The sequence below is a fragment of the Pseudomonas sp. NPDC090755 genome (assembly GCF_044769005.1).
Taxonomy (GTDB): Bacteria; Pseudomonadota; Gammaproteobacteria; order Pseudomonadales; family Pseudomonadaceae; genus Aquipseudomonas.
On sequence record NZ_JBIVXC010000023.1, the window covers coordinates 1 to 22,179 of the forward strand.

General features: G+C 67.1%; 2 protein-coding genes. Both read right to left on the reverse strand.

The annotated features are described in order from the left end of the window. The coding region (locus ACIQUS_RS24130; RefSeq protein ID WP_403052610.1) for an amino acid adenylation domain-containing protein at positions 1-11,072 on the reverse strand (11,072 nt) is incomplete at its 3' end. Between the two features lie 2 nt (positions 11,073-11,074). Then, entirely contained in the window at positions 11,075-22,114 is an 11,040-nt protein-coding gene (locus ACIQUS_RS24135) for an amino acid adenylation domain-containing protein (protein ID WP_403052613.1), read from the reverse strand. Positions 22,115-22,179 lie beyond the last annotated feature (65 nt).

Below are 22,179 nucleotides of genomic sequence, written 5' to 3' on the forward strand. Positions count from 1 at the left end.
GAGTGGAACAGGGTCCAGGTGTCGCTTTGATCGAAGCTGAACCATTGCTCGGTGGCGGCGAACAGGCGCTGCACGTTGTGATGGCTGAGCAAGGCACCCTTGGGCTGCCCGGTCGAGCCCGAGGTGTAGATGATGTAGGCCAGGTTGGCCGGGCTCATCGTCACCTGCGGATCGGCCTCGCTGTAGCCGTCCAGTGCTTCATCCAGGTTCAGGATCGGGCCGCTGAAGGCCGGCAACTGCAGATGCGGCTGGGTCAGCAGCAGGCTGATGCCGCTGTCCTGGATCATGTATTCCAGGCGCTGGGCCGGGTACATCGGGTCGAGCGGCACATAGGCGCCACCGGCCTTGAGGATCGCCAGCAGGCCGACCACCAGTTCCAGCGAACGCTCGGCGGCCAGGCCCACGCGGCTTTCCGGGCCGACGCCGGCGGCGATCAGGCGATGGGCCAGGCGGTTGGCGCGGGCGTTGAGCTCGCCGTAACTCAGGCGCTGGCCCTCATACACCAGGGCGGTCGCCTGCGGCGTACGCGCCGCCTGCTCGGCGATCTGCTCATGCAGGCAGGCCCGGGTGCCGTGGCTAACCAGCGCCGGATTCAGCGCCTCGATCAATGCCTGACGCTCATCACCGAGCAGATCGAGCTGACCGACCGGCGTCCTGGCGTCGGCGCGGACCACCGCCATCAGCAGGTGCCCCAACTGGCGGGCAAGATTCTCCAGCACGGCCTGGGTAAAGCAGGCACGGTCGTAGCGCATCTCCACCGACAACTGATCGCTGAGCCCGACCACCAGCGTCAACGGGTAGTGGCTCTGTTCGCGGTTGGCGACCTCGCCGAAGCGCAAGCCACCGGGCGTACCGGCCGCCAGGGCCTGGGACACCGGGTAGTTCTCGAACACCATCAAGGTGTCGAACAGCGCCTCACCGCCCTGCCCGGCCCAGCGCTGGATATCGAACAGCGGCGAATGCTCGTGCTCACGCAGGCTCAGGTTGCGCGCCTGCAACTCGACCAGGCACTGCTGCAGCGGCGTGGTGGCGCTGTGGCCGAAGCGCACCGGCAGGCTGTTGATGAACAGCCCGATCTGCTCCTCGACCCCTTGCAGTTCGGTCGGTCGCCCGGCCACCGTGGCACCGAAGACCACCTGCTCGCGGCCCAGGTAGCGTTGCAGCAGGATCGCCCAGGCGCCCTGCACCAGGGTGTTGACCGTCACCTTGAGCCCACGGGCGTAGTCGGCCAGCTGTGCGGTCTGCTCGACACCCAGGCGCAGAGCGTGCTCGGCATAGCCGCTGTCACCCGTGGCCTTGCCGCCAAGCGCCGCTACCAGCAAGGCGGGCTCGCCCAGGCCAGCCAGTTCCTGCTGCCAGAACTGGCGATCCTGCTCGACATCCTGGGCGGCCAGCCAGTGGATGTAGTCGCGATAGCGTCCGGCATGGCGCGGCGGTTCGCCGCCGGCATAGCGTTGCAGCACCTCGCCGAGCAGCCGCGCATTGCTCCAGCCATCCATGAGGATGTGGTGGTTGGTGTAGATCACATGCCAGCAATCCTCTGCACTGCGCACCAGGACCAGGCGCAGCAAGGGCGCCACGGCCAGGTCGAAACCGGCGTGCAGTTCTTCCCGGGCGATGCTGTCCTGGTACTGCGCCAGATCCGCCTCGCCACGCCCCTCGAGCAGGCGCAGCGGCACCTGCACCTGCTTGTGCACCACTTGCAGCGGCTGTTCCAGCCCTTCCCAGACGAAACCGGTGCGCAGGATGTCGTGCCGATCGACTGCCGCCTGCCAGGCCTGCTGGAAGCGCTGCGGATCGAGGCCGTGGATATCCAGGCGCACCTGGTTGATGTAGTCGCCACCGGCCTGTTCATACAAGGTGTGGAACAGCATGCCCTGCTGCATCGGCGACAGCGGATAGACATCGTCGATCGCCCGCGCCGGCAGCGGCAGCTTGTCCAGCAGCGGCTGGGTCAAACGGGCCAGCGGGAAGTCCGAAGGCGATACGCCGCCCTGGGCCGGATCACAGCAGTGAGCAACCAGCGCCTGCAACTCGCTGACATAGGCGTCGGCCAGTTGCTGGATGGTCGCTTCGCTGAACATCTCGCGGCTGAAGGTCCAGCTCAGGCTCAGTTCACCGCCGAAGACCTGGCCATTGACTGACAGCCAGTTGCCCAGCGGTGCATCGTCGCCGACCTCCAGGCCATGGGCTTCACCGGCAGGCATGAACGCGCCGTCCTGGCCCTGGAAGGAGCTGTCGAACTGGCCCAGGTAGTTGAAGGTGATCCGTGGCGGTTGCAGTTCGCCGAGGGCGGTCTGCTGGGCGGCGCTGCCCAGGTGACGCAGCACGCCGTAGCCGATGCCCTTGTTCGGCACGGCTCGCAGGCGTTCCTTGACCAGCAGGATCGAGCCGCGCAGGTCGTCGCCCACGCTCAGGCGCACAGGGAACAGGCTGGTGAACCAACCCACGGTACGGGTCAGGTCGATATCGTCGAACAGGTCTTCGCGACCGTGGCCTTCCAATTGCACCATGACCTCGCCGCGCCCGGTCCAGTGCGCGATCACCCGGGCCAGGGCGGTCAGCAGCAGGTCGTTGACCTGGGTGCGATAGGCCGCCGGGGCGTCCTGCAGCAACTGGCCGGTGAATCGGGCATCCAGGCGACTCTGCACGCTGGCGGCGTGGCGGATCTGCAGGCCGGCGTCCGGTCGCTCGCACGGCAGCGCGGTGTCGACATCGCGGGCCTGGGCAAGCCAGTAATCGAGCTCCGCCTGCAACGCGCCTTCGCGAGCATACTGCTGCAGACGTTCGGCCCAGGCTTTCACCGAGCTGGTGCGCGGCGGCAGCAGCGGCGCCTTGCCGGCGCAGGCCTGCTCGTAGGCGCTTTGCAGGTCTTCCAGCAGGATTCGCCACGACACGCCATCCACCGCCAGGTGGTGAACCACCAGCAGCAGGCGCTGGCCGCCATTGGCCAGGTTCATCAGCACCGCCCGCAGCAACGGACCGCCGGCCAGGTCCAGGCTACGCTGGGCCCGTTCGCCTTCGGTTTCGATGCCTTGGGTATCGGTGACGCTGACCTGCCACAGCAAGTCGCTGGGCGCGGCGGCATCGCTGTAGCGACCCTGCCAGCCATCAACCGCTTCATTGAAGCGCAGGCGCAGGGCGTCGTGGTGGTTCCACAGGGCGGCCAGGGCGGTTTGCAGCGCCGCCACCTGCAGCGCTTCACGCGGCTGCAGCAGCACCGACTGGTTGAAGTGATGACGGCCACTGACCACGTTCTGGAAGAACTGCTGCTGGATCGGCAGCAGTGCCAGTTCACCTTCAGCGGCAGCCTGGACGACCTGTGCTGCGTCGCCGGTCTGCGCCACCGAGGCCAGCCCTTGCACGGTCTGGTGCTGGAACAGGTCCTTGGGGGTGAAGCGGATGCCGGCCTGGCGGGCACGGCTGACCACCTGGATGGAGACGATGGAGTCGCCGCCCAGTTCGAAGAAGTTGTCGTTGACACCGACCTGCTCGACGCCCAGCACCTCCTGCCAGATCACCGCCAGTTGCTGTTCGATCTCGCCAACCGGGGCCACGTAGGCTTGCTGCGCCTGCGCTGCATCCGGACGCGGCAGGGCCTTGCGGTCGAGCTTGCCGTTGGCGGTCAGTGGCAGCACGGCGAGGAACTGCCAGTGTGCCGGGACCATGTAGTCCGGCAGGTCGGCCTTGAGTTGCGTTTGCAGGATTTCACGCAGACCGTCCTGCGCCACGCTCGGCACCACGTAGGCCAGCAGGCGGCCATCCTCGGCCAGCACCACGGCTTCACGGACCTGCGCCATGGCTTGCAGACGGGCTTCGATCTCGCCCAGTTCGATACGGAAGCCGCGGATCTTCACCTGCTGGTCCATGCGCCCGATGTATTCCACCGCGCCATCGGCGCAGTAGCGCGCCAGGTCGCCGGTGCGGTACAGGCGACCGCCATGGCCGCCGAACGGGTCGGGGATGAAGCGTGCCCCGCTGAGGTCGCCCCGGTTCAGGTAACCCCGGGCCAGGCCGTCGCGGCCGACGTACAGCTCACCGACGCAACCCGCCGGCACCGGGTTCAGCTCGGCATCCAGCACATACCAGGACAGGTCGGGGATCGGCAGGCCGATAGGGCTGGCCGCACCATTGTCGAGGTCGGCCCAGGACAGCGGGCGATAGGTCACATGCACCGTGGTTTCGGTGATGCCGTACATATTGATCAGCCGCGTCGGCGCATCGCCGAAGCGTTCGAACCAGGGCCGCAGGCCCTGCACCTCCAGCGCTTCGCCGCCGAAGACCACGGCGCGCAGGCTGTGTTCACGCGAGTCGGCACAGGCCACGTGCATCAACTGGCGGAACGCCGACGGTGTCTGGTTGAGCACCGTGACCTGCTCGTCGATCAGCAGCTGGTGGAAGTCTTCCGGCGAACGACTGACCAGGTAAGGGACGATCACCAGACGGCCACCATGCAGCAGCGCACCGAAGATCTCCCACACCGAGAAGTCGAAGGCATAGGAGTGGAACAGGGTCCAGGTGTCGCTTTGATCGAAGCTGAACCATTGCTCGGTGGCGGCGAACAGGCGCTGCACGTTGTGATGGCTGAGCAAGGCGCCTTTCGGCTGCCCGGTCGAACCCGAGGTGTAGATGATGTAGGCCAGGTTGGCCAGGCTCATCTTCACCTGCGGATCGGCCTCGCTGTAACCGTCCAGTGCTTCATCCAGGTTCAGGATCGGACCGCTGAAGGCCGGCAACTGCAAATGCGGCTGGGTCAGCAGCAGGCTGATGCCGCTGTCCTGGATCATGTATTCCAGGCGCTGGGCCGGGTACATCGGATCGAGCGGCACATAGGCGCCGCCGGCCTTGAGGATCGCCAGCAGACCGACCACCAGTTCCAGCGAACGCTCGGTGGCCAGGCCCACGCGGCTTTCCGGGCCGACGCCGGCGGCGATCAGGCGATGGGCCAGGCGGTTGGCGCGGGCGTTGAGTTCGCCATAGCTCAGGCGCTGGTCCTCGTACACCAAGGCGATCGCCAGTGGCGTACGCGCCGCCTGTTCGGCGATCTGCTCGTGCAGGCAACGCTGGCTGTCATGGCTGACGGTAAGCGGATTGAGCGTGCGCAGATGCTCTTCACGGCGCGCACCGAGCATGTCCAGTTCGCCCAGCGGCGTAGTGGCGCTGGCATGCACCAGGCTGTGCAGCAGTTGTTCGAGGTTGAGCACCAGGGTGGCGATCTGGTTCTCGCTGAACATTTCGCGCAGGTAACGCAGGTGCAGGCGCAGCGAATCGTCGCACGTCACGATCAGGGTCAGCGGGAAGCTGCTCTGCTCATGGCTGCGCAGGCCGCTGAAGCGAACAGTGGAACCTTCGCTGGCATTCAGGGCGTCGGAGACCGGGTAGTTCTCGAACACCAGGTTGGTGTCGAACAGTGGCTGGCCGCTCAGACCGGCCCAGCGCTGCAGGTCCGCCAACGGCGTGTGCTCGTGCTCGCGCAAGGCCAGGTTGAGGTTCTGCAGACGTTCCAGCCACGCCTGCACACCCAGCTCGGCCGAAGGCTGGTCGATGATCGGCAAGGTATTGATGAATAGCCCGATCTGCTGCTCGATGCCGTTGAGCTCGGTCGGCCGCCCGGCCACCGTGGCGCCGAAGGCCACGCTGGATTTGCCGGTGTAGCGTTGCAACAGCAGCAACCAGGCGCCTTGCAGCACAGTGTTGAGGGTGACGCGTGCCTGGCGGGCGAACTGTTGCAACTGCAGGAACAGCGGCTCGCTGGCCTGATGCACCCAGTCGCCCTGCCCCTCGCCCTGGATCTGCGACGCCAGCGCCTCGGCCAGCTTCACCGGCTCGTCCAGCGGGCCAAGCTGCGCCTGCCAGAAGCTGCGGGCCGCCTCGCCATCGCGGCGTTGCAGCCAGGCCAGGTAATCACGGTAGCGACCACCGCTGCCCGCCACGGCATGGCCGTGGTAGTGCTGCAGCACTTCGCCCAGCAACTGTGCGTTGCTCCAGCCGTCCATCAGGATGTGGTGGTGGGTGTAGACCAGGTGATGCGTGTGCTCGCCGGTGCGCACCAGCAACAGGCGCAACAGGGCATCGCGCCCCAGGTCCAGGCCCTGCTTCTGCGCCTGTGCAAGCGCGACGAGCCCGGCTTCGTCCAGGCCAGGCGCCTCGATCAGTTCGAAGGCTACCGTGGCCTGCTTGCGCACCACTTGCAGCGGTTGTTCCAGCCCGTCCCAGACAAAACCGGTGCGCAGGATATCGTGTCGGTCGACCGCCGCCTGCCAGGCTTGCTGGAAGCGCTGCGGATCAAGACCGTGGATATCCACGCGCACCTGGTTGATGTAGTCGCCAGCGGCCTGTTCGTACAGCGAATGGAACAGCATGCCTTGCTGCATCGGCGACAGCGGATAGACATCGTCGATCGCCCGCGCCGGCAGCGGCAGTTTGTCCAGCAGCGGCTGGCTCAAGCGCGCCAGCGGGAAGTCCGAAGGCGATACACCACCCTGGGCCGGATCGCAGCAGTGCGCGACCAGTGCACGCAACTCGGCGGCATAGGCATCGGCCAGTTGCTGGATGGTCGCTTCGCTGAACATCTCGCGGCTGAAGGTCCAGCTCAGGGTCAGCTCGCCGCCATAGACCTGGCCGTTGATCGACAGCCAGTTGCCCAGCTGCGCCGCGCTGCCGATTTCCGAACCACGGGCCTCGCTGGCCGGGCGCAACAGGGCATTGCCGCCACCCTCGAAACTGGCATCGAACTGGCCCAGGTAGTTGAAGGTGATCCGTGGCGGTTGCAGGTCGCACAAGGCCGCCTGCTGGGCGGCGCTGCCCAGGTGACGCAGCACGCCATAACCGATGCCCTTGTTCGGCAACGCGCGCAGCTGTTCCTTGACCTGCAGGATCGAGCCGCGCAGGTCGTCGCCCACGCTCAGGCGCAGCGGGAACAGGCTGGTGAACCAGCCCACGGTACGGGTCAGGTCGATGTCGTCGAACAAGTCTTCGCGACCATGGCCTTCCAGTTGCAACAGGGTGTGCGGGCTGCCGGTCCATCGCCCGATGACCCGGGCCAGGGCGGTCAGCAGCAGGTCGTTGACCTGGGTGCGGTAGGCCGCCGGGGCCTCCTTGAGCAACTGGCGCGTGGCCTGGGCGTCAAGGTAGGTATCGACGCTGGCGGCATGGCATTTGTCCAGGGCGCCCTGGGGGTTGCAGTGCGGCCAGTCGATTGGCGAGACATCCAGCTGGGCGGTCCAGTAGGCCAGTTCGTCGGCCAACGCGCCTTCGCGGGCGTATTGTTGCAGACGTTCGGCCCAGGCTTTCACCGAGCTGGTGCGCGGCGGCAGTAGCGGCGCCTTGCCGGCGCAGGCCTGCTCGTAGGCGCTTTGCAGGTCTTCCAGCAGGATTCGCCACGACACGCCATCCACCGCCAGGTGGTGGACCACCAACAGCAAGCGCTGGCCACCGTCGACGAGGTTCATCAGCACCGCCCGCAGCAACGGGCCGCCGCCCAGGTCCAGGCTACGCTGGGCCCGTTCGCCTTCGGTTTCGATGCCTTGGGTATCGGTGACGCTGACCTGCCACAGCAAGTCGGTGGGGGCGACGGCATCGCTGTAGCAACCACGCCAGCCATCGACCGTTTCATTGAAGCGCAGGCGCAGGGCGTCGTGGTGGTTCCACAGGGCGGCCAGGGCGGTTTGCAGCGCCGCCACCTGCAGGGCTTCACGCGGCTGCAGCAGCACCGACTGGTTGTAGTGATGCCGGGTGGCAACCACGTCCTGGAAGAACTGCTGCTGGATCGGCAGCAGGATCAGCTCGCCCTCGGCCGCAGCCTGGACGAGTTGCGGCGCTTCGCCGGTCTGTGCCACTGATGCCAGGCCTTGCACGGTCTGGTGCTGGAACAGGTCCTTGGGGGTGAAGCGGATGCCGGCCTGGCGGGCACGGCTGACCACCTGGATGGAGACGATGGAGTCGCCGCCCAGTTCGAAGAAGTTGTCGTTGACGCCGACCTGCTCGACGCCCAGCACTTCCTGCCAGATCACCGCCAGTTGCTGTTCGATCTCGCCGACCGGCGCCACATAGGCTTGCTGCGCCTGCGCTGCATCCGGACGCGGCAGGGCCTTGCGGTCGAGCTTGCCGTTGGCGGTCAGGGGCAGCACGTCGAGGAACTGCCAGTGCGCCGGGACCATGTAGTCCGGCAGGTCGGCCTTGAGTTGCGTTTGCAGGATTTCACGTAGACCGTCCTGCCCCACCGCCGGCACCACATAGGCCAACAGGCGGCCATCCTCGGCCAGCACCACCGCTTCGCGGACCTGCGCCATGGCTTGCAGACGGGCTTCGATCTCGCCCAGTTCGATACGGAAGCCGCGGATCTTCACCTGCTGGTCCATGCGCCCGATGTATTCCACCGCGCCATCGGCGCAGTAGCGCGCCAGGTCGCCGGTGCGGTACAGGCGACCGCCATGGCCGCCGAACGGGTCGGGGATGAAGCGTGCCCCGCTGAGGTCGCCCCGGTTCAGGTAACCCCGGGCCAGGCCGTCGCGGCCGACGTACAGCTCGCCGACGCAACCCGCCGGCACCGGGTTCAGCTCGGCATCCAGCACATACCAGGACAGGTCGGGGATCGGCAGGCCGATGGGGCTGGCCGCACCATTGTCGAGGTCGGCCCAGGACAGCGGGCGATAGGTCACATGCACCGTGGTTTCGGTGATGCCGTACATATTGATCAGTCGCGTCGGCGCATCGCCGAAGCGTTCGAACCAGGGCCGCAGGCCCTGCACCTCCAGCGCTTCGCCACCGAAGACCACGGCGCGCAGGCTGTGTTCACGCGAGTCGGCACAGGCCACATGCATCAACTGACGGAACGCCGACGGTGTCTGGTTGAGCACCGTGACCTGCTCGTCGATCAGCAGCTGGTGGAAGTCTTCCGGCGAACGGCTGACCAGGTAAGGGACGATCACCAGACGGCCACCATGCAGCAGCGCGCCGAAGATCTCCCATACCGAGAAGTCGAAGGCATAGGAGTGGAACAGGGTCCAGGTATCACCTTGATCGAAGCTGAACCACTGCTCGGTGGCGGCGAACAGGCGCTGCACGTTGTGATGGCTGAGCAAGGCGCCTTTCGGCTGCCCGGTCGAACCCGAGGTGTAGATGATGTAGGCCAGGTTGGCCGGGCTCATCTTCACCTGCGGATCGGCCTCGCTGTAGCCGTCCAGTGCTTCATCCAGGTTCAGGATCGGCCCCGAGAACGCTGGCAATTGCAGATGCGGCTGGGTCAGCAACAGGCTGATGCCGCTGTCCTGGATCATGTATTCCAGACGCTGGGCCGGGTACATCGGATCGAGCGGCACATAGGCGCCGCCGGCCTTGAGGATCGCCAGCAGACCGACCACCAGTTCCAGCGAACGCTCGGCGGCCAGGCCCACGCGGCTTTCCGGGCCGACGCCGGCGGCGATCAGGCGATGGGCCAGGCGGTTGGCGCGGGCGTTGAGCTCGCCGTAGCTCAGGCGCTGGTCCTCGTACACCAGGGCGATCGCCAATGGCGTGCGCGCCGCCTGTTCAGCGATCTGCTCGTGCAGGCAACGCTGGCTGTCATGGCTGACGGTAAGCGGATTCAGCCGCTGGACAATCGCCTGGCGCTCCTGCCCGGACAACAACGGCAGCTCGCCGATGCGGCACGCAGGCTCGGCGACGATGGCGCGCAGCAGGCCCTGCCAGTGTTCCAGCATGCGTTCGATGGTGTCGCCGTCGAACACATCGGTGGCGTAGATAAACGAGGCCTGCAACGAAGCCTCGGCCTCGACGATATCCAGGCTCAGGTCGAACTGTGCCGAGCGGTTCTGCCATTCCTGCCCTTCGATCCGCAGGCCCGAGAAGCTGCGGCCGCTGGCGCCACCGGCCTGGTCATGCTGGTAATTGAACATGACCTGGAACAACGGGTTGTGGCGGGTACTGCGTTCCGGCTGCAAGGCGTCGACCAGCAGGTCGAACGGCAGGTCCTGGTAGCGCTGGGCATCGGTGGCGGTCTTGCCCATCTGCGCCAGCAGTGTGCTGAAATTCGTCTGGGCATCGAAGCGCCCGCACAGGATCTGGGTGTTGACGAAGAAACCGACCAGCCCCTGAGTTTCCACCCGGTTACGGTTGGCAAAGGGCACACCGACGCGAATCTCGTCCTGGCCGCTGTAGCGATGCAGGAGCGTCTGCAACGTTGCCATCATCAGCACGAACAGGCTCACGCCCTGGCGCTGCGCCAGTTGCCGAAGCCCGGCCAGCAGTTCAGGCGCAAGCTGCAGCGTGCGGCTGTCGCCCAGGCCTTCGCGGGTCAGTGGCCGGGGGCGGTCGAAGGGCAGCTCCAGCACCGGCTGCTCGCCCCCCAGTTGCTCGCACCAGTACGCCAGCTGGCGCTGCTGTTCGCCGGCTTCCATCCAGCTGCGCTGCCAGAGGGCATAGTCGCCGTACTGGATCGGCAGCGCCGCCAGACGGGCGACCTGCCCTGCGCAACGCGCCTCGTAGCAGGCGCTCAGTTCTCGCACCAGCACCGGCATCGAGGCGCCATCGGCAACGATGTGATGCACCGTCAACACCAGCAGGTGCTCCTCTGCCCCCAGGGTGCGCAGGTGCACCCGCAGCAACGGACCGGTTTGCAGATCGAACAACCGCCGGGTCTGCGCTTCGACGAAGGCCTGTGTTTCATCGGCATCGGCAAAGCCGCCCTCGCTGCGCTCGATCGAAAGCGTAAGGCGCTCCTCGATCACCTGTTGCGCGCGCCCCTGGTCTTCGACAAAGCGGGTGCGCAACGCATCGTGGCGGGCGACCAGGTCATTGAAGGCTGCCTGCATCGCATCGATGTCGAGCGGCCCGTGCAGGCGCAGGGCAACCGGAATGTGGTAGGCCACGCTTGAGGGCTCGTACTTCCACAAGAACCATTGCCGCTGTTGCGCATAAGACAGTGGCAGGCACCGCGCCCCTTCACTGACCGCCGGGATCGGCAGCTGCGCCAGGCTCATGCCCTTGGCCGCGAGCTTTTCCAGGAAGGCCTTGCGCTGTGCCAGTGGCAAGCGGACGAAGCGTTGGACCAGGGCCAGTTGTTCTTCATTGCGCATGTTCAGATCGTCTCCAATTCCGAGAGGAAGTCGTGCAGTTCGTTGAGATCGCTCTCGCAACCCAGACTCAGATAAGGGACGGTTGACGCTACGTAGTCTTTAAGCGATTCGGCCTTGAACAGCAGGTCCAGCGGCACGCTGACGCCCAGCTCGGTCTCCACCCGGGCAGTCACCTGGGTGGCCAGCAAGGAATGGCCGCCCAGCTCGAAGAAGTGATCGTCCAGCCCCACCTGTTCCAGCTGCAGGACGTCCTGCCAGATCTGCGCAATCTGCTGCTCCAGTTCCGACTGCGGCGCTACATAAGGGCGCCCGGACGCGACCGGCTCGGGCAGCGGCAAGGCCTTGCGGTCGAGCTTGCCGTTGGGCGACAGCGGCAATTGTCCAAGCCAGGTGAAGCTGGCCGGCACCATGTAGTCCGGCAGCGTCTTGCCCAGCGCCTGGCGAACCTGCTGGCGCGCCTGCCGGGCCGCTTGCTCGTCGGCAGGAAGCGCGGCATCCACCGCCACCAGGTAGGCATGCAACTGTTGCCCCTGGGCGCCGGCGCTGGCGATCACCGCCGCCTCGGCCACGTCGGGCAACTGTTGCAGGCGTGCTTCGATCTCGCCGGTCTCGACCCGGAAGCCACGGATCTTCACCTGGTTGTCCAGGCGCCCGAGGTATTCCAGGTTGCCGCACGGCAGCTCGCGCACCAGGTCGCCACTGCGGTACAGGCGCCCGCCTTGCGGGTCGAACGGGTCGCAGACGAAGCGGTCGGCGGTCAGGCCCGGACGCTGCAGGTAGCCCAGGGCAACACCCTCGCCGCCCAGGTACAGCTCGCCCGGCATGCCCTTGGCCACCGGATTCAGGCAGGCATCGAGCACATAACCGCTGCGCTGGCCGATGCGCTTGCCGATCGGCGCGTAGGCGGTGGGGCAATTGTCTTCGCGGCCGGCTTTCCAGATCAGCGGCGTGACCACGGTTTCGGTCGGGCCGTAGCCGTTGATCATGTACTGCGGGTCCAGCGCCCGGCGAACCAGGTCGAAACTGGCCCGGGGTACCGCATCGCCACCGAAGCACAGGACCCGCAGGCGCTGGGGACGCCCCTGCTGCAGCGCGCACTCGGCCAGCTGGTGCAGGTACAGCGGCGGAAACGCCGCCACGCTGACGCCGTGGCGCTTCATGGCCTCCAGCGTCTGGCTTGGGGTCCACAGGCTGTCGTCGCGAATCAGCAGGCTGGCGCCGCTGGTCAAGGCGGTCAGCCAGCGCTCATGGGCACCGTCGAAGGCAAAGGACAAGAAGTGCAGTTCGCAGTCGTCCTCACGCATTTCGTAGCGCTCGGCGATCGCCTGGCAATGCATGCTCAAGGGGCCGTGGCTGACGCACACGCCCTTGGGCTGGCCGGTGGAGCCGGAGGTGTAGATCACGTAGGCCAGGTCCTGTTCTTCGACCGTCACGGCAGGCGCCTGATCCGGCAGCGCCTGCAGCGTGGCGGCCAGCTCATCGAGCAACAGCACCTGCACCCGCGCCGGACAGCTCAGTTGCGATGCCAGTTCGCGCTGGCTCAGCAGCAGGGTCATGCCGCTGTCCTCGACCATGTAGGCCAGGCGCTCGGCGGGGTAGCTGGCGTCCATCGGCACATAGGCGGCGCCGGTCTTGATGATCGCCAGCAAGGCGATCGGCACCTCGACGCCACGGGCCAGGGCCACCCCGACCTTGACCCCGCGCCCTACCCCCAGGCCCGACAAGTAGCGGGCCAGGCGGTTGGAGGCCTGCTCCAGCTCGGCAAAGCTCACGTGCCGCTCACCGGCGATCAGGGCCGTTGCCTGCGGTCGCTGGCGAGCATGGGCGGCGATCATGCCGGGCAACGAGCGGTTGCCGGGGTACTGCCCCGGGCAGTCACTGCCAGCGTGCAGACGCTCGGCCTGTTGCGTGCCATCGAGCAGTTGCAACTCACCCACCGGCAACGCCAGCGAAGCCTCGGCGATCTGCTGCAACAAGCCCAGCAGGTACTGGCTCAGGCAGGCCACCTGCTGGTCGTCGAAGGCTTCGCGCAGGTAGCTGTAGTGAATGCTCAAGCGGCCATCCAGGGCCACGGCCAGGGTCAATGGATAGTGAGTCTGCTCGTGGTTGACCGGCAGGCCGAACTGCAAATCGCTCGTCGCACTGCCCTGCAGGGCTTCGGCCAACGGGTAGTTCTCGAACACCAGGATGCTGTCGAACAAGGCATCGCCACCCTGCCCGGCCCAGGACTGGATCTCGTACAAGGGGGTGTGCTCATGCTCGCGCAGGGTCAGGTTGAGCGCCTGCAGCTCACTCAGCCAGGCGCCCAGGGCCTGCTGCGGGCGCGGCTCGGCGATCAGCGGCAAGGTGTTGATGAACAGCCCCACCTGTTCCTCGATGCCCGGCAGATCACCAGGACGCCCGGCCACCGTGGCACCGAGCGCCACGGCCGGCTGGTCGGTGCAACGTTGCAGCAGCACCAGCCAGGCGGCCTGGACCAGGGTATTGACCGTGACCTTGGCCTGGCGCGCCGCCAGCACCAGGCGCGCCGTGGCCTGTTCATCCAGATGGCTGCGCAGGTCGCCATGGCCATAGGCCTGCGTGCCGCTGTCGCGGGCCAGGCCCTGCAGCGCCTGGGACAGACGCGTCGGTGCTGGCAGGCGCGCCAGCTGCCCTTGCCAGAACTGCCGATCGCCCTGCACATCACGGGCCTGCAACCACTGGATGTAGTCGCGGTAGCTGCCCGGTGCGCTGGCGATGGCCTGGCCGCGATAGCGCGCCAGTACCTCGCCGATCAAGCGGGCGTTGCTCCAGCCGTCGAGCAGGATGTGGTGGTTGGTGTAGATCAGGCGATAGCTGTCCTCGGCCACCTGCACCAGGACCAGGCGCAGCAATGGCGCCTGGCTCAGCTCGAACGGCCGCTCGCGCTCCTGCTGCTCCAGCGTTGCCAGCGCCTGCGCCACACCCGGACGGCCACGCCAGTCATGGCGAGTGATGTGCAAGGGCACATCGCGCTGCACCAACTGCAACGGCTGGCGCATTTCGCCTTGCCAGATGAACCCGCTGCGCAGGATCGGGTGGGCCTGCAAGGCAGACTGCCAGGCCTGCTCGAAGCGCTCGACGTCCAGCCCCTTAATGTCCACGCACGTCTGGTTGATGTAATCGCCCTGGGTCTGGCCGTAGCGGGCATGGAACAACAAGCCCTGCTGCAGCGGCGACAGCGGATAGAGGTCTTCGATGTCGCGCGCGGCCACCGGCAGGCGGTCGAGTTCGACCTGGGTCAGGCCGGCCAGCGGGAAATCCGAAGGCGTGACACCGCCTGCACGGCTGTCCAGGCAATCGCCGATCAGCGCCTGGAGCTCGTCGATATAGGCTGCTGACAGCGATTCGATGAACGCCGGTTCGAACATCGCGGTACTGAAGGTCCAGTTCAGGGTCAACTGGCCGCCATAGACCTGACCATCAATGCTCAACCAGTTGCCCAGCGGCGCCTGTTCGCTCATGGTCGGGCCGAAGGCATCGTTGCAGGGCACGAACAGGGCGCCCTCGTCGGCCTGGAAACTGCCATCGAACTGGCCCAGGTAGTTGAAGGTGATGCGCGGCACCGGCAAGGCCGCCAAGGCGTGTTGCACAGCCTCCTCGCCGAGGTAGCGAAGCACGCCGAAACTCAAGCCCCGATGGGGAATGGCGCGCAGCTGCTCCTTGATCTGCTTGAGGCTGTCCACCCGGCCTGCGGCAACGCTCAGGCGCACCGGGAACAGGCTGGTGAACCAGCCCAGGGTACGGCTCGGGTCGAGGTCGTCGAACATCCCTTCGCGGCCGTGGCCCTCCAGTTCGAGCAGGACCTCGGGGCGCCCGGTCCAGTCAGCGACCACCCGGGCCAGGGCCGTCAGCAGCAGGTCGTTGACCTGGGTGCGGTAAGCCGCCGGGGCCTGCTGCAGCAACTGGCGGGTGCGTTCGCCGTCGAGCTGGACCTTGATGCTGCAGGCATCGCGGCTCAGGCAAGGCACCTGGGGATTGGCGACCGGCAAGCTGCCATCGACCCCGGCCAACAGTGCCTGCCACTGCGCCGCGGTATCGGCCCACGCAGGGCTGCGCGCCTGCTCGGCCAGGCGCCGGGCCCACCGTTGCGTCGAGGTGGTCCTGGCCGGCAGTTGCGCCGGCTGACCTGCACACAACTGGCTGTACACGCTTTGCAGGTCTTCGAGCAGCACCCGCCACGACACGCCATCGATCACCAGGTGGTGCACGGTCAGCAGCACGCGTTGCGAGCCGTCCGCGCCGTCGATCAACAGGCCGCGCAGCAGCGGGCCGTGCTCCAGGTCAAGGCTGCGCTGGGCGTGCTCGCACAGGGCTTGCACCGACTCGCCTTCAGCCACGCTGGCGCGCCACAACAGCGTGTGCCGGGGTGCCTGCAGGTCGGCAATCTGCGCCTGCCAGCCGGACGCTCCCTGGCTGAAGCGGCTGCGCAGGCTGTCGTGGTGCTCCACCAGGGTTTGCAGGGCCTGCTCCAGCCACTGGGCGTCAAGCGACGACGTGGCGTTCAGGAGAATGGTCTGGTTCCAGTGATGACGCTCGGGGATGGCTTCGGCGAAAAAGCGCTGCTGCGCCGGCTGCAACACTTGCTCGCCACTGACCGGTCCCTGGTCGATCCCGGCGGTCCGTTCACCGCGCCGGGCGATGCGCGCCAGCTCCCGCACGGTCTGGTGCTTGAACAGGTCCGCCGGGGAAAACTGAATGCCCAGCTGGCGGGCACGACTGACCACCTGGATGGAGATGATCGAGTCACCGCCCAGTTCGAAGAAGTTCTCCGTCACGCCGACTTGAGGCACGCGCAACACCTGCGCCCACAGCTCGGCGATATCGCGCTCCAGGTCATTGCCCGGGGCCTGGTACTGTGGCACGACGTCCTGCTCGTCCACTGGCGGCAAGGCGTTGCGGTCGAGCTTGCCGTTGAGGGTCAGCGGCAGTTGCGCAAGAAGCAGGATGCGCCGTGGCACCATGTGCTCGGGCAGGCGTTCACGCAACAGCGCTTGCAATTCGCTTGGGTCCAGCTCGATACCCGCAACATAGCCGACCAGGCGGGCACCAGACGGCCCCGGCTGGGCGAGCACCGCCGCTTCGCGGACACCGGGCAGCGCCAGCAGGGCCGCTTCGATCTCGCCCGGTTCGATACGAAACCCTCGAATCTTCAATTGCTCATCCACGCGCCCGGCGAACACCACCCGGCCATCGTCCAGGTACCGTCCGGCATCGCCCGTACGGTACAGACGCGCACCGGCTGCACCGAACGGATCGGGCACGAAGCGCTCGGCCGTGAGGCCAGGTTGCTGCAGATAGCCGCGCGCCAGCCCCAGGCCACCGATCAGCAATTGACCCCGTACGCCCTCCGGCACCCGGTTCAACTCATCATCGACCAGCCAGGCGCTACGCTGCCCCACCGCCCGGCCGATGGCAGGCTTGCCGCCCTGTCCGGTACCCGCCCGGTAATGCTCGATCAAGGGGCTGATCACCGCTTCCGTCGGCCCATAGGCATTGAACAGGCGCTCGAAACGGACATGGCGCAGGCCCTGGATCAGTTGCTCGTCCCAGGCCTCGCCACCCAGCACGCAGGTGCGCACCGCGACCTGCCGGCCACTGGCGCCCAGGGCCTGGTCGAACTGGCCGAGGTAGGCCGGCGGCAGGTCGACCAGGTCGATGCGATGGCGTTGCAACTGGTCGGCCAGCTCATCGCCGCTCCACTGCGCCACCTCGCCCAGCAGCAGCCGGGCGCCGCTGATCAGGGCCATGAAGATCTGCTCGGCTGCGGCGTCGAAACTGGCCGAGGCGAACTGCAGCACGCCATCGCCGGCGCCGACCCCATACAAGGCTGCCGCCGCCTGGCAATGCATGGCCAGGGCGCCCTGGCTGACCGCCACGCCTTTGGGCAGGCCGGTGGAGCCGGAGGTATAGATGACATAGGCGAGGTTTTGCGGCTGCACCGCTACCGGCCTGAACACAGCGTTTTCCGGCGCACACAGCGGGCTCAGGCGGACCGTCGGGAGGGCTTGCATCCAGGGTGCCGGGTTGTCGCAAAGCAGTACCGCAAGACCGCTGTCATTGACCATGTGTTGCAGGCGTTCGGCCGGGTAGGCCGGGTCCAGCGGCACGTAGGCGGCGCCTGCCTTGTGTACCGCCAACAAGGCGACCATCAGCTCGAAACCACGCGGCGCGCAGATACCGACCAGCGTTTCCGGCCCTGCGCCCAGGCCTTGCAGGTGCGCGGCCAGGTGCTCGACGCGCTGACGGAGCTCGCCGTAGCTTAGGGTCTGCTCGCCAAGGATCAGCGCAACCTCGATCGGCATCATGGCCGCACGCGATTCGAACAGGTCGATGACACTGGCCGTGGTCGCAGGCCTCGACGCCTGCGCGCACAGCGCTTGCTGCTCACGGGCATCGAGCATCGGCAGTTCCGCCACGTGCGTGGCCGGGGCACTGATCAGGGCCTGGAGCAGGTTCAGCCAGTGGCCGAGCATCTGCTCGATGCGCTTGCGCTCGAACAGGTCGGCGGCATACAGCATCGAGACCTGGATTCCGTCGCGGGTCTCCAGGGTTTCCAGGGTCAGGTCGAACTGGGCGGTGATGCCCTCGAGCGGCAGCTCCTGGGCGACCACCCCTTCCAGGCTGTTGCCGCCCACCTCGCCCTCGCGGCTGGAGAGGTGGTTGTACATGACCTGGAACAACGGGTTGTGGTCGGCCAGGCGCTGGGGGTTGAGGGCTTCGACCAGCTTGTCGAACGGCAGGTCCTGATGGGCCTGGGCCGCCAACACCCGGTCACGCACCTGGCTCAGGTGCTCGAGGGCCGGCATGCGTGGGTCGATCTGCAGGCGCAGCACCAGGGTATTGACGAAGAAGCCGATCAGGCCTTCGACCTCTTCACAGTTGCGGTTGCTGACCGGCACGCCGATGCGCAGGTCCGACTGGCCGCTGTAGCGTTGCAGCAGCAGGCCGAACACCCCCAGGAACAGCTGGAACTGGGTCATGTTGTGTTCGGCCAGGAAGCGGCGCAGCTGCGTTTCGAGGTCATCCGGCAGGCGCAGGTCCAGGCGCCCCTCGCGCAGCACCGCGCCGGGCACACGCGGGTGGTCCAGGGGCAGTTCCAACAGCGCTTGCTCACCGCCCAGCTGGGCGGTCCAGTAGTCCAGCTGACGCTGCATTTCACCCTCGGCCAGCCACTGCCGCTGCCACTGGGCGTAGTCGGCATAATGCACCGCCAGCGGCGCCTGCTCCGCCACCCGTCCCTGGCAAAGCGCCTGGTAGTGGCTGACGAATTCGCGGGCCATGACATCCATCGACCAGCCATCGCAGACAATGTGGTGCAGGGTCAGCACCAGCACATGTTCGTCCTCGGCGCAGTGCAGCAGCTTGACCCGCAGCAGCGGCCCGTTGTCGAGGTCGAACAGGCGCTGGGTTTCCTCGATCGCGCGCTGGCGCACCAGGCCCTCGTCGGCCCAGCCGTTGGCATGGCGCAGCGATTCGATCTCCAGGGCGACCCTTGCTGCCGGGTGAATGACCTGCAGCAAGGTGTCGCCCTCCAGGCGGAAGGTGGTGCGCAGGGGTTCGTGGCGAGCCACCAGCGCATCGAACGCCCCCTGCACCGCCGCCAGGTTCAGGTCGCCGCGCAGGCGCACCACAATGGGCGTGTTGTAGGCCGGGTTGTGCGGGTTGAGGGTCCAGAACAGCCATTGCCGGTACTGGGCGTGGGACGCCGGCAGGTCGGCAGCGCGATCCAGTGCCTGGATCTGCTGGCGTCCGCTGCCCGGCGCCAGTTGTTCAACGGCGACGCACCACTGGCCGAAGCTTTCGCTTTCGAACAGGCTGCGCAGCGGCACCTCTAGCGCCAGGCGGCTGCGCAGGCGGGCGATGACCCGGGTCGCCAGCAGCGAGTGGCCACCGAGGGCGAAGAAGTTGTCGTCCAGCCCGACCCGCTCCACCTTCAGCACATCGCGCCAGACGTCGGCCAGGCGGATCTGCAGCTCAGTGTGCGGCGCCTGGAACGCGCCGCCGGCCAGGGCGGTCGGCTGCGGCAGGGCCTGGACATCGAGCTTGCCATTGAGGGTCAGCGGCAACGCCGGCAGGCTCAGCAACTGGGCCGGGATCATGTACTCCGGCAGGCTCAGGGCCAGTTGCTGGCGCAGCGCGGCCAGCGCCGTGGTCGCGGGTTGATCGCCGTCGAGCACCAACCAGGCCACCAGCTGTGCCGACGCCCCGCTACCGGCCACCCGTACCACGGCTTCACGCACCTGGGGTTGGGCCTGCAAACTGGCGGCGATTTCGCCCAGCTCGACGCGAAAGCCGCGGATCTTGACCTGATGATCGCTTCGCCCGACGTAGTCGATCACCCCCTCGGCATCGCGGCGCACCAGGTCGGCGCTGCGGTAGGCACGGCTGCCCGGCGCACCGTAGGGGTCGGGCACGAAGCGCTCGGCGGTCAGCCCCGGACGGTCCAGGTAGCCACGGGCCACGCCTGCCCCGCCCAGGTACAGCTCGCCAGGCACCGAGGCCGGCACCGGCATCAGGGCATCATCCAGCACGCTCAAGGCGACATTGGCCAGGGGCCGGCCCAGGGCCAGTCGCTGGCCTTCGGCGGTTAAACGCGCATCGTGGGTCAGCACACCCACGGTGGTTTCGGTCGGGCCATAGTGGTTGAAAATCCGGCAGTCACCGGCCACCTCGCGCAGGCGTTGCAGCAGCGTCGCCGAACAGGCTTCGCCCCCCAGTACCAGGGTGTGCCGGGGCATGGCCCGGGGGTCGGCATGCTCGCCGAGCAAGGCGTCCATGTGCGAGGGCACGATCTTCAGCACATCGACGGCGTGCTCGCTCATGTAGGCGGCGAAGCACTCGGCGTCCAGCGCCGTGTCACGATCGATCACATGCAGGGTGCGCCCGGCGCACAGGGCCGTGAACAGCGTGGTGTGGCCGAGGTCCGCCGACAGGGTCGAGACGATCGCAAGGCTGCGCACCTGCTCCAGCGGCAGCACTTGGGCGACACCCTGCACGTAGTTGGCCAGGGCGCCATGGCTGATCATCACGCCCTTGGGCCGCCCGGTGGAACCGGAGGTGTAGATCACATAGGCCAGGTGCTCGGGCAGTACCCGGACCTGCGGCTCGCTGTCCGGCCAGTCGGCGTGGTCCTGGTCGAGCAGCAGCACCTCCAGCGACTCGCAGCCGGGCAATTGCGCCAACAGGTGCGACTGGGTCAGCAGGTGGCCGATGCCGCTGTCCTCGATCATGTACTGCAGGCGCTCGCGTGGCAGCTCCGGGTCCAGCGGCACGTAGGCGGCGCCGGCCTTGAGCACGGCCAGCAGGCCGACGATCATCTGCGCGCTGCGCTCGACGGCGATGCCCACCCGGGTTTCCGGACCGCAACCGGACGCCAGCAGGCGCTGCGCCAGGCGATTGGCCTGGCGCTGAAGCTGCTCGTCGCCGAGCGCTTCACCGGCACAGATGACCGCCGGATCCGGGGTGTCGACGCGCTGGCGCAGCAGGTCGAGCACGGTTGCGCCGGCAAATGCCTGTGGCGCCGGCCGGGTATCGGCAAGGCAGGCTGCGTGCTCCTGGGCGCCCAGCATCGGCAAGGCGTCGAGCCGGGTGTCGTCCCCGGCACACAGCGCCTGCAGCAGGTTTTCCCAGTGCCGGCGCAGGTGCGCGATGCTGGCCGGTTCGAACAAGGCCTGGCAGTAGTTGAACGCCGCGTGCACCTGCCCACCGCGCTCGTAAGTGTCCAGGCCGAGATCGAACGGCGAGGTCCGCGAGCGCCAGGACAGCGGGCAGATCTCAAGCCCCGTGGCCATCTTCAGCGCCTGCAGCTGGCCGCCTTCGGCCTGGTGGTTGTAGAGCACCTGGAACAGCGGATTGACCCCGGCGCGGCGCTCCACCTGCAGCGCTTCCACCAGCCGCTCGAACGGCAACTCCTGATGGGCCTGGGCACCCAGGGCCGCCTCGCGAACCTGGGCCAGCAGGTCGGCCACGCTCATCTGCGGCTCGATCTGGCTGCGCACCACCAGGGTGTTGACGAAAAAGCCGATCAAGCCCTCGGTCTCGACCCGGTTGCGGTTGGCGATCGGCATGCCCACGCGGATATCGCGCAACTGGCTGTAGCGTTGCAACAGCAGCTGGAATCCGGCCAGCAGCACCATCGACAGGGTCAGCCCGTGCCGGGTAGCCAGGGCATTGAGGCGCTGCACCAGCGGCGGCTCCAGCATCCACTCCAGGCGTCCGGCGCGACGGTCCTGCACGGCGCTGCGCGGGTGATCCAGCGGCAGTTCCAGCAGCGGGTGCTCATCGCCCAGCTGCGCTTGCCAGTAGGCCAGTTGCCGCGCCTGCTCGCCGGCTTCCAGCCAGCGCCGTTGCCACAGGCCGTAGTCGGCATATTCGATGGACAGCGCCGGCAGGTCGGCCGCTCGCCCCTGGCAATGGGCTTCATAACAGCGACTGAAGGCCTCGAGCATGACGCCCATCGACCAGCCGTCGGCAACGATATGGTGCACCGTCAGCAGCAGCACATGGTGCTCGTCGGCCAGGCGCAGCAGGCGTACGCGCAGCAGCGGCCCCTTTTCCAGGTCGAAGGGCCGCGCCGATTCGGCCTCCACCTCCCGGGCCAGGGCGGCATCATCGAGCAGCCGTTCACCGCAGTCCTCATGACTGACCTGCGGCAGTTGCGCGGCTGGTTTACACAGCACGCGACCGTCCTCGTCCTGCTCGAACACGCAGCGCAAGGTGGCATGGCGTTCGACCAGGCTGGCGATGGCCGCATCCACCGCTGCGGGCTGCAACGGGCCGAGCAGGCGTGCGGCGCTGGGGATGTTGTAGCTGCTGCCACGCGGGTCCAGGCGCCAGAGGAACCACATGCGCTGCTGGGCGTAGGACAACTCCTCACGCCCCGGCGCATCCACTGCCGAAGCGATCGGGAACTGCGAAAAATCCAGCCCTTCGGCACTCAGGGTGTCTAGGAAGACCTTGCGTTTCTCCAGGGGCAACTCGAGGAAACGGCGGGCGAGTTTCAGGGATTTTTCGGCATTCATGGGTGTTCATCCGGGCACGTGGGCGTGGAGCGAAGGCTCAGCTATCCCCGTAAAACGGACGAAAC

Coding starts and splice junctions, on each gene's coding strand:
- ACIQUS_RS24135 (WP_403052613.1), bottom strand. CDS start 22,114: ATGAATGCCGAAAAATCCCTGAAACTCGCCCGCCGTTTCCTCGAGTTG.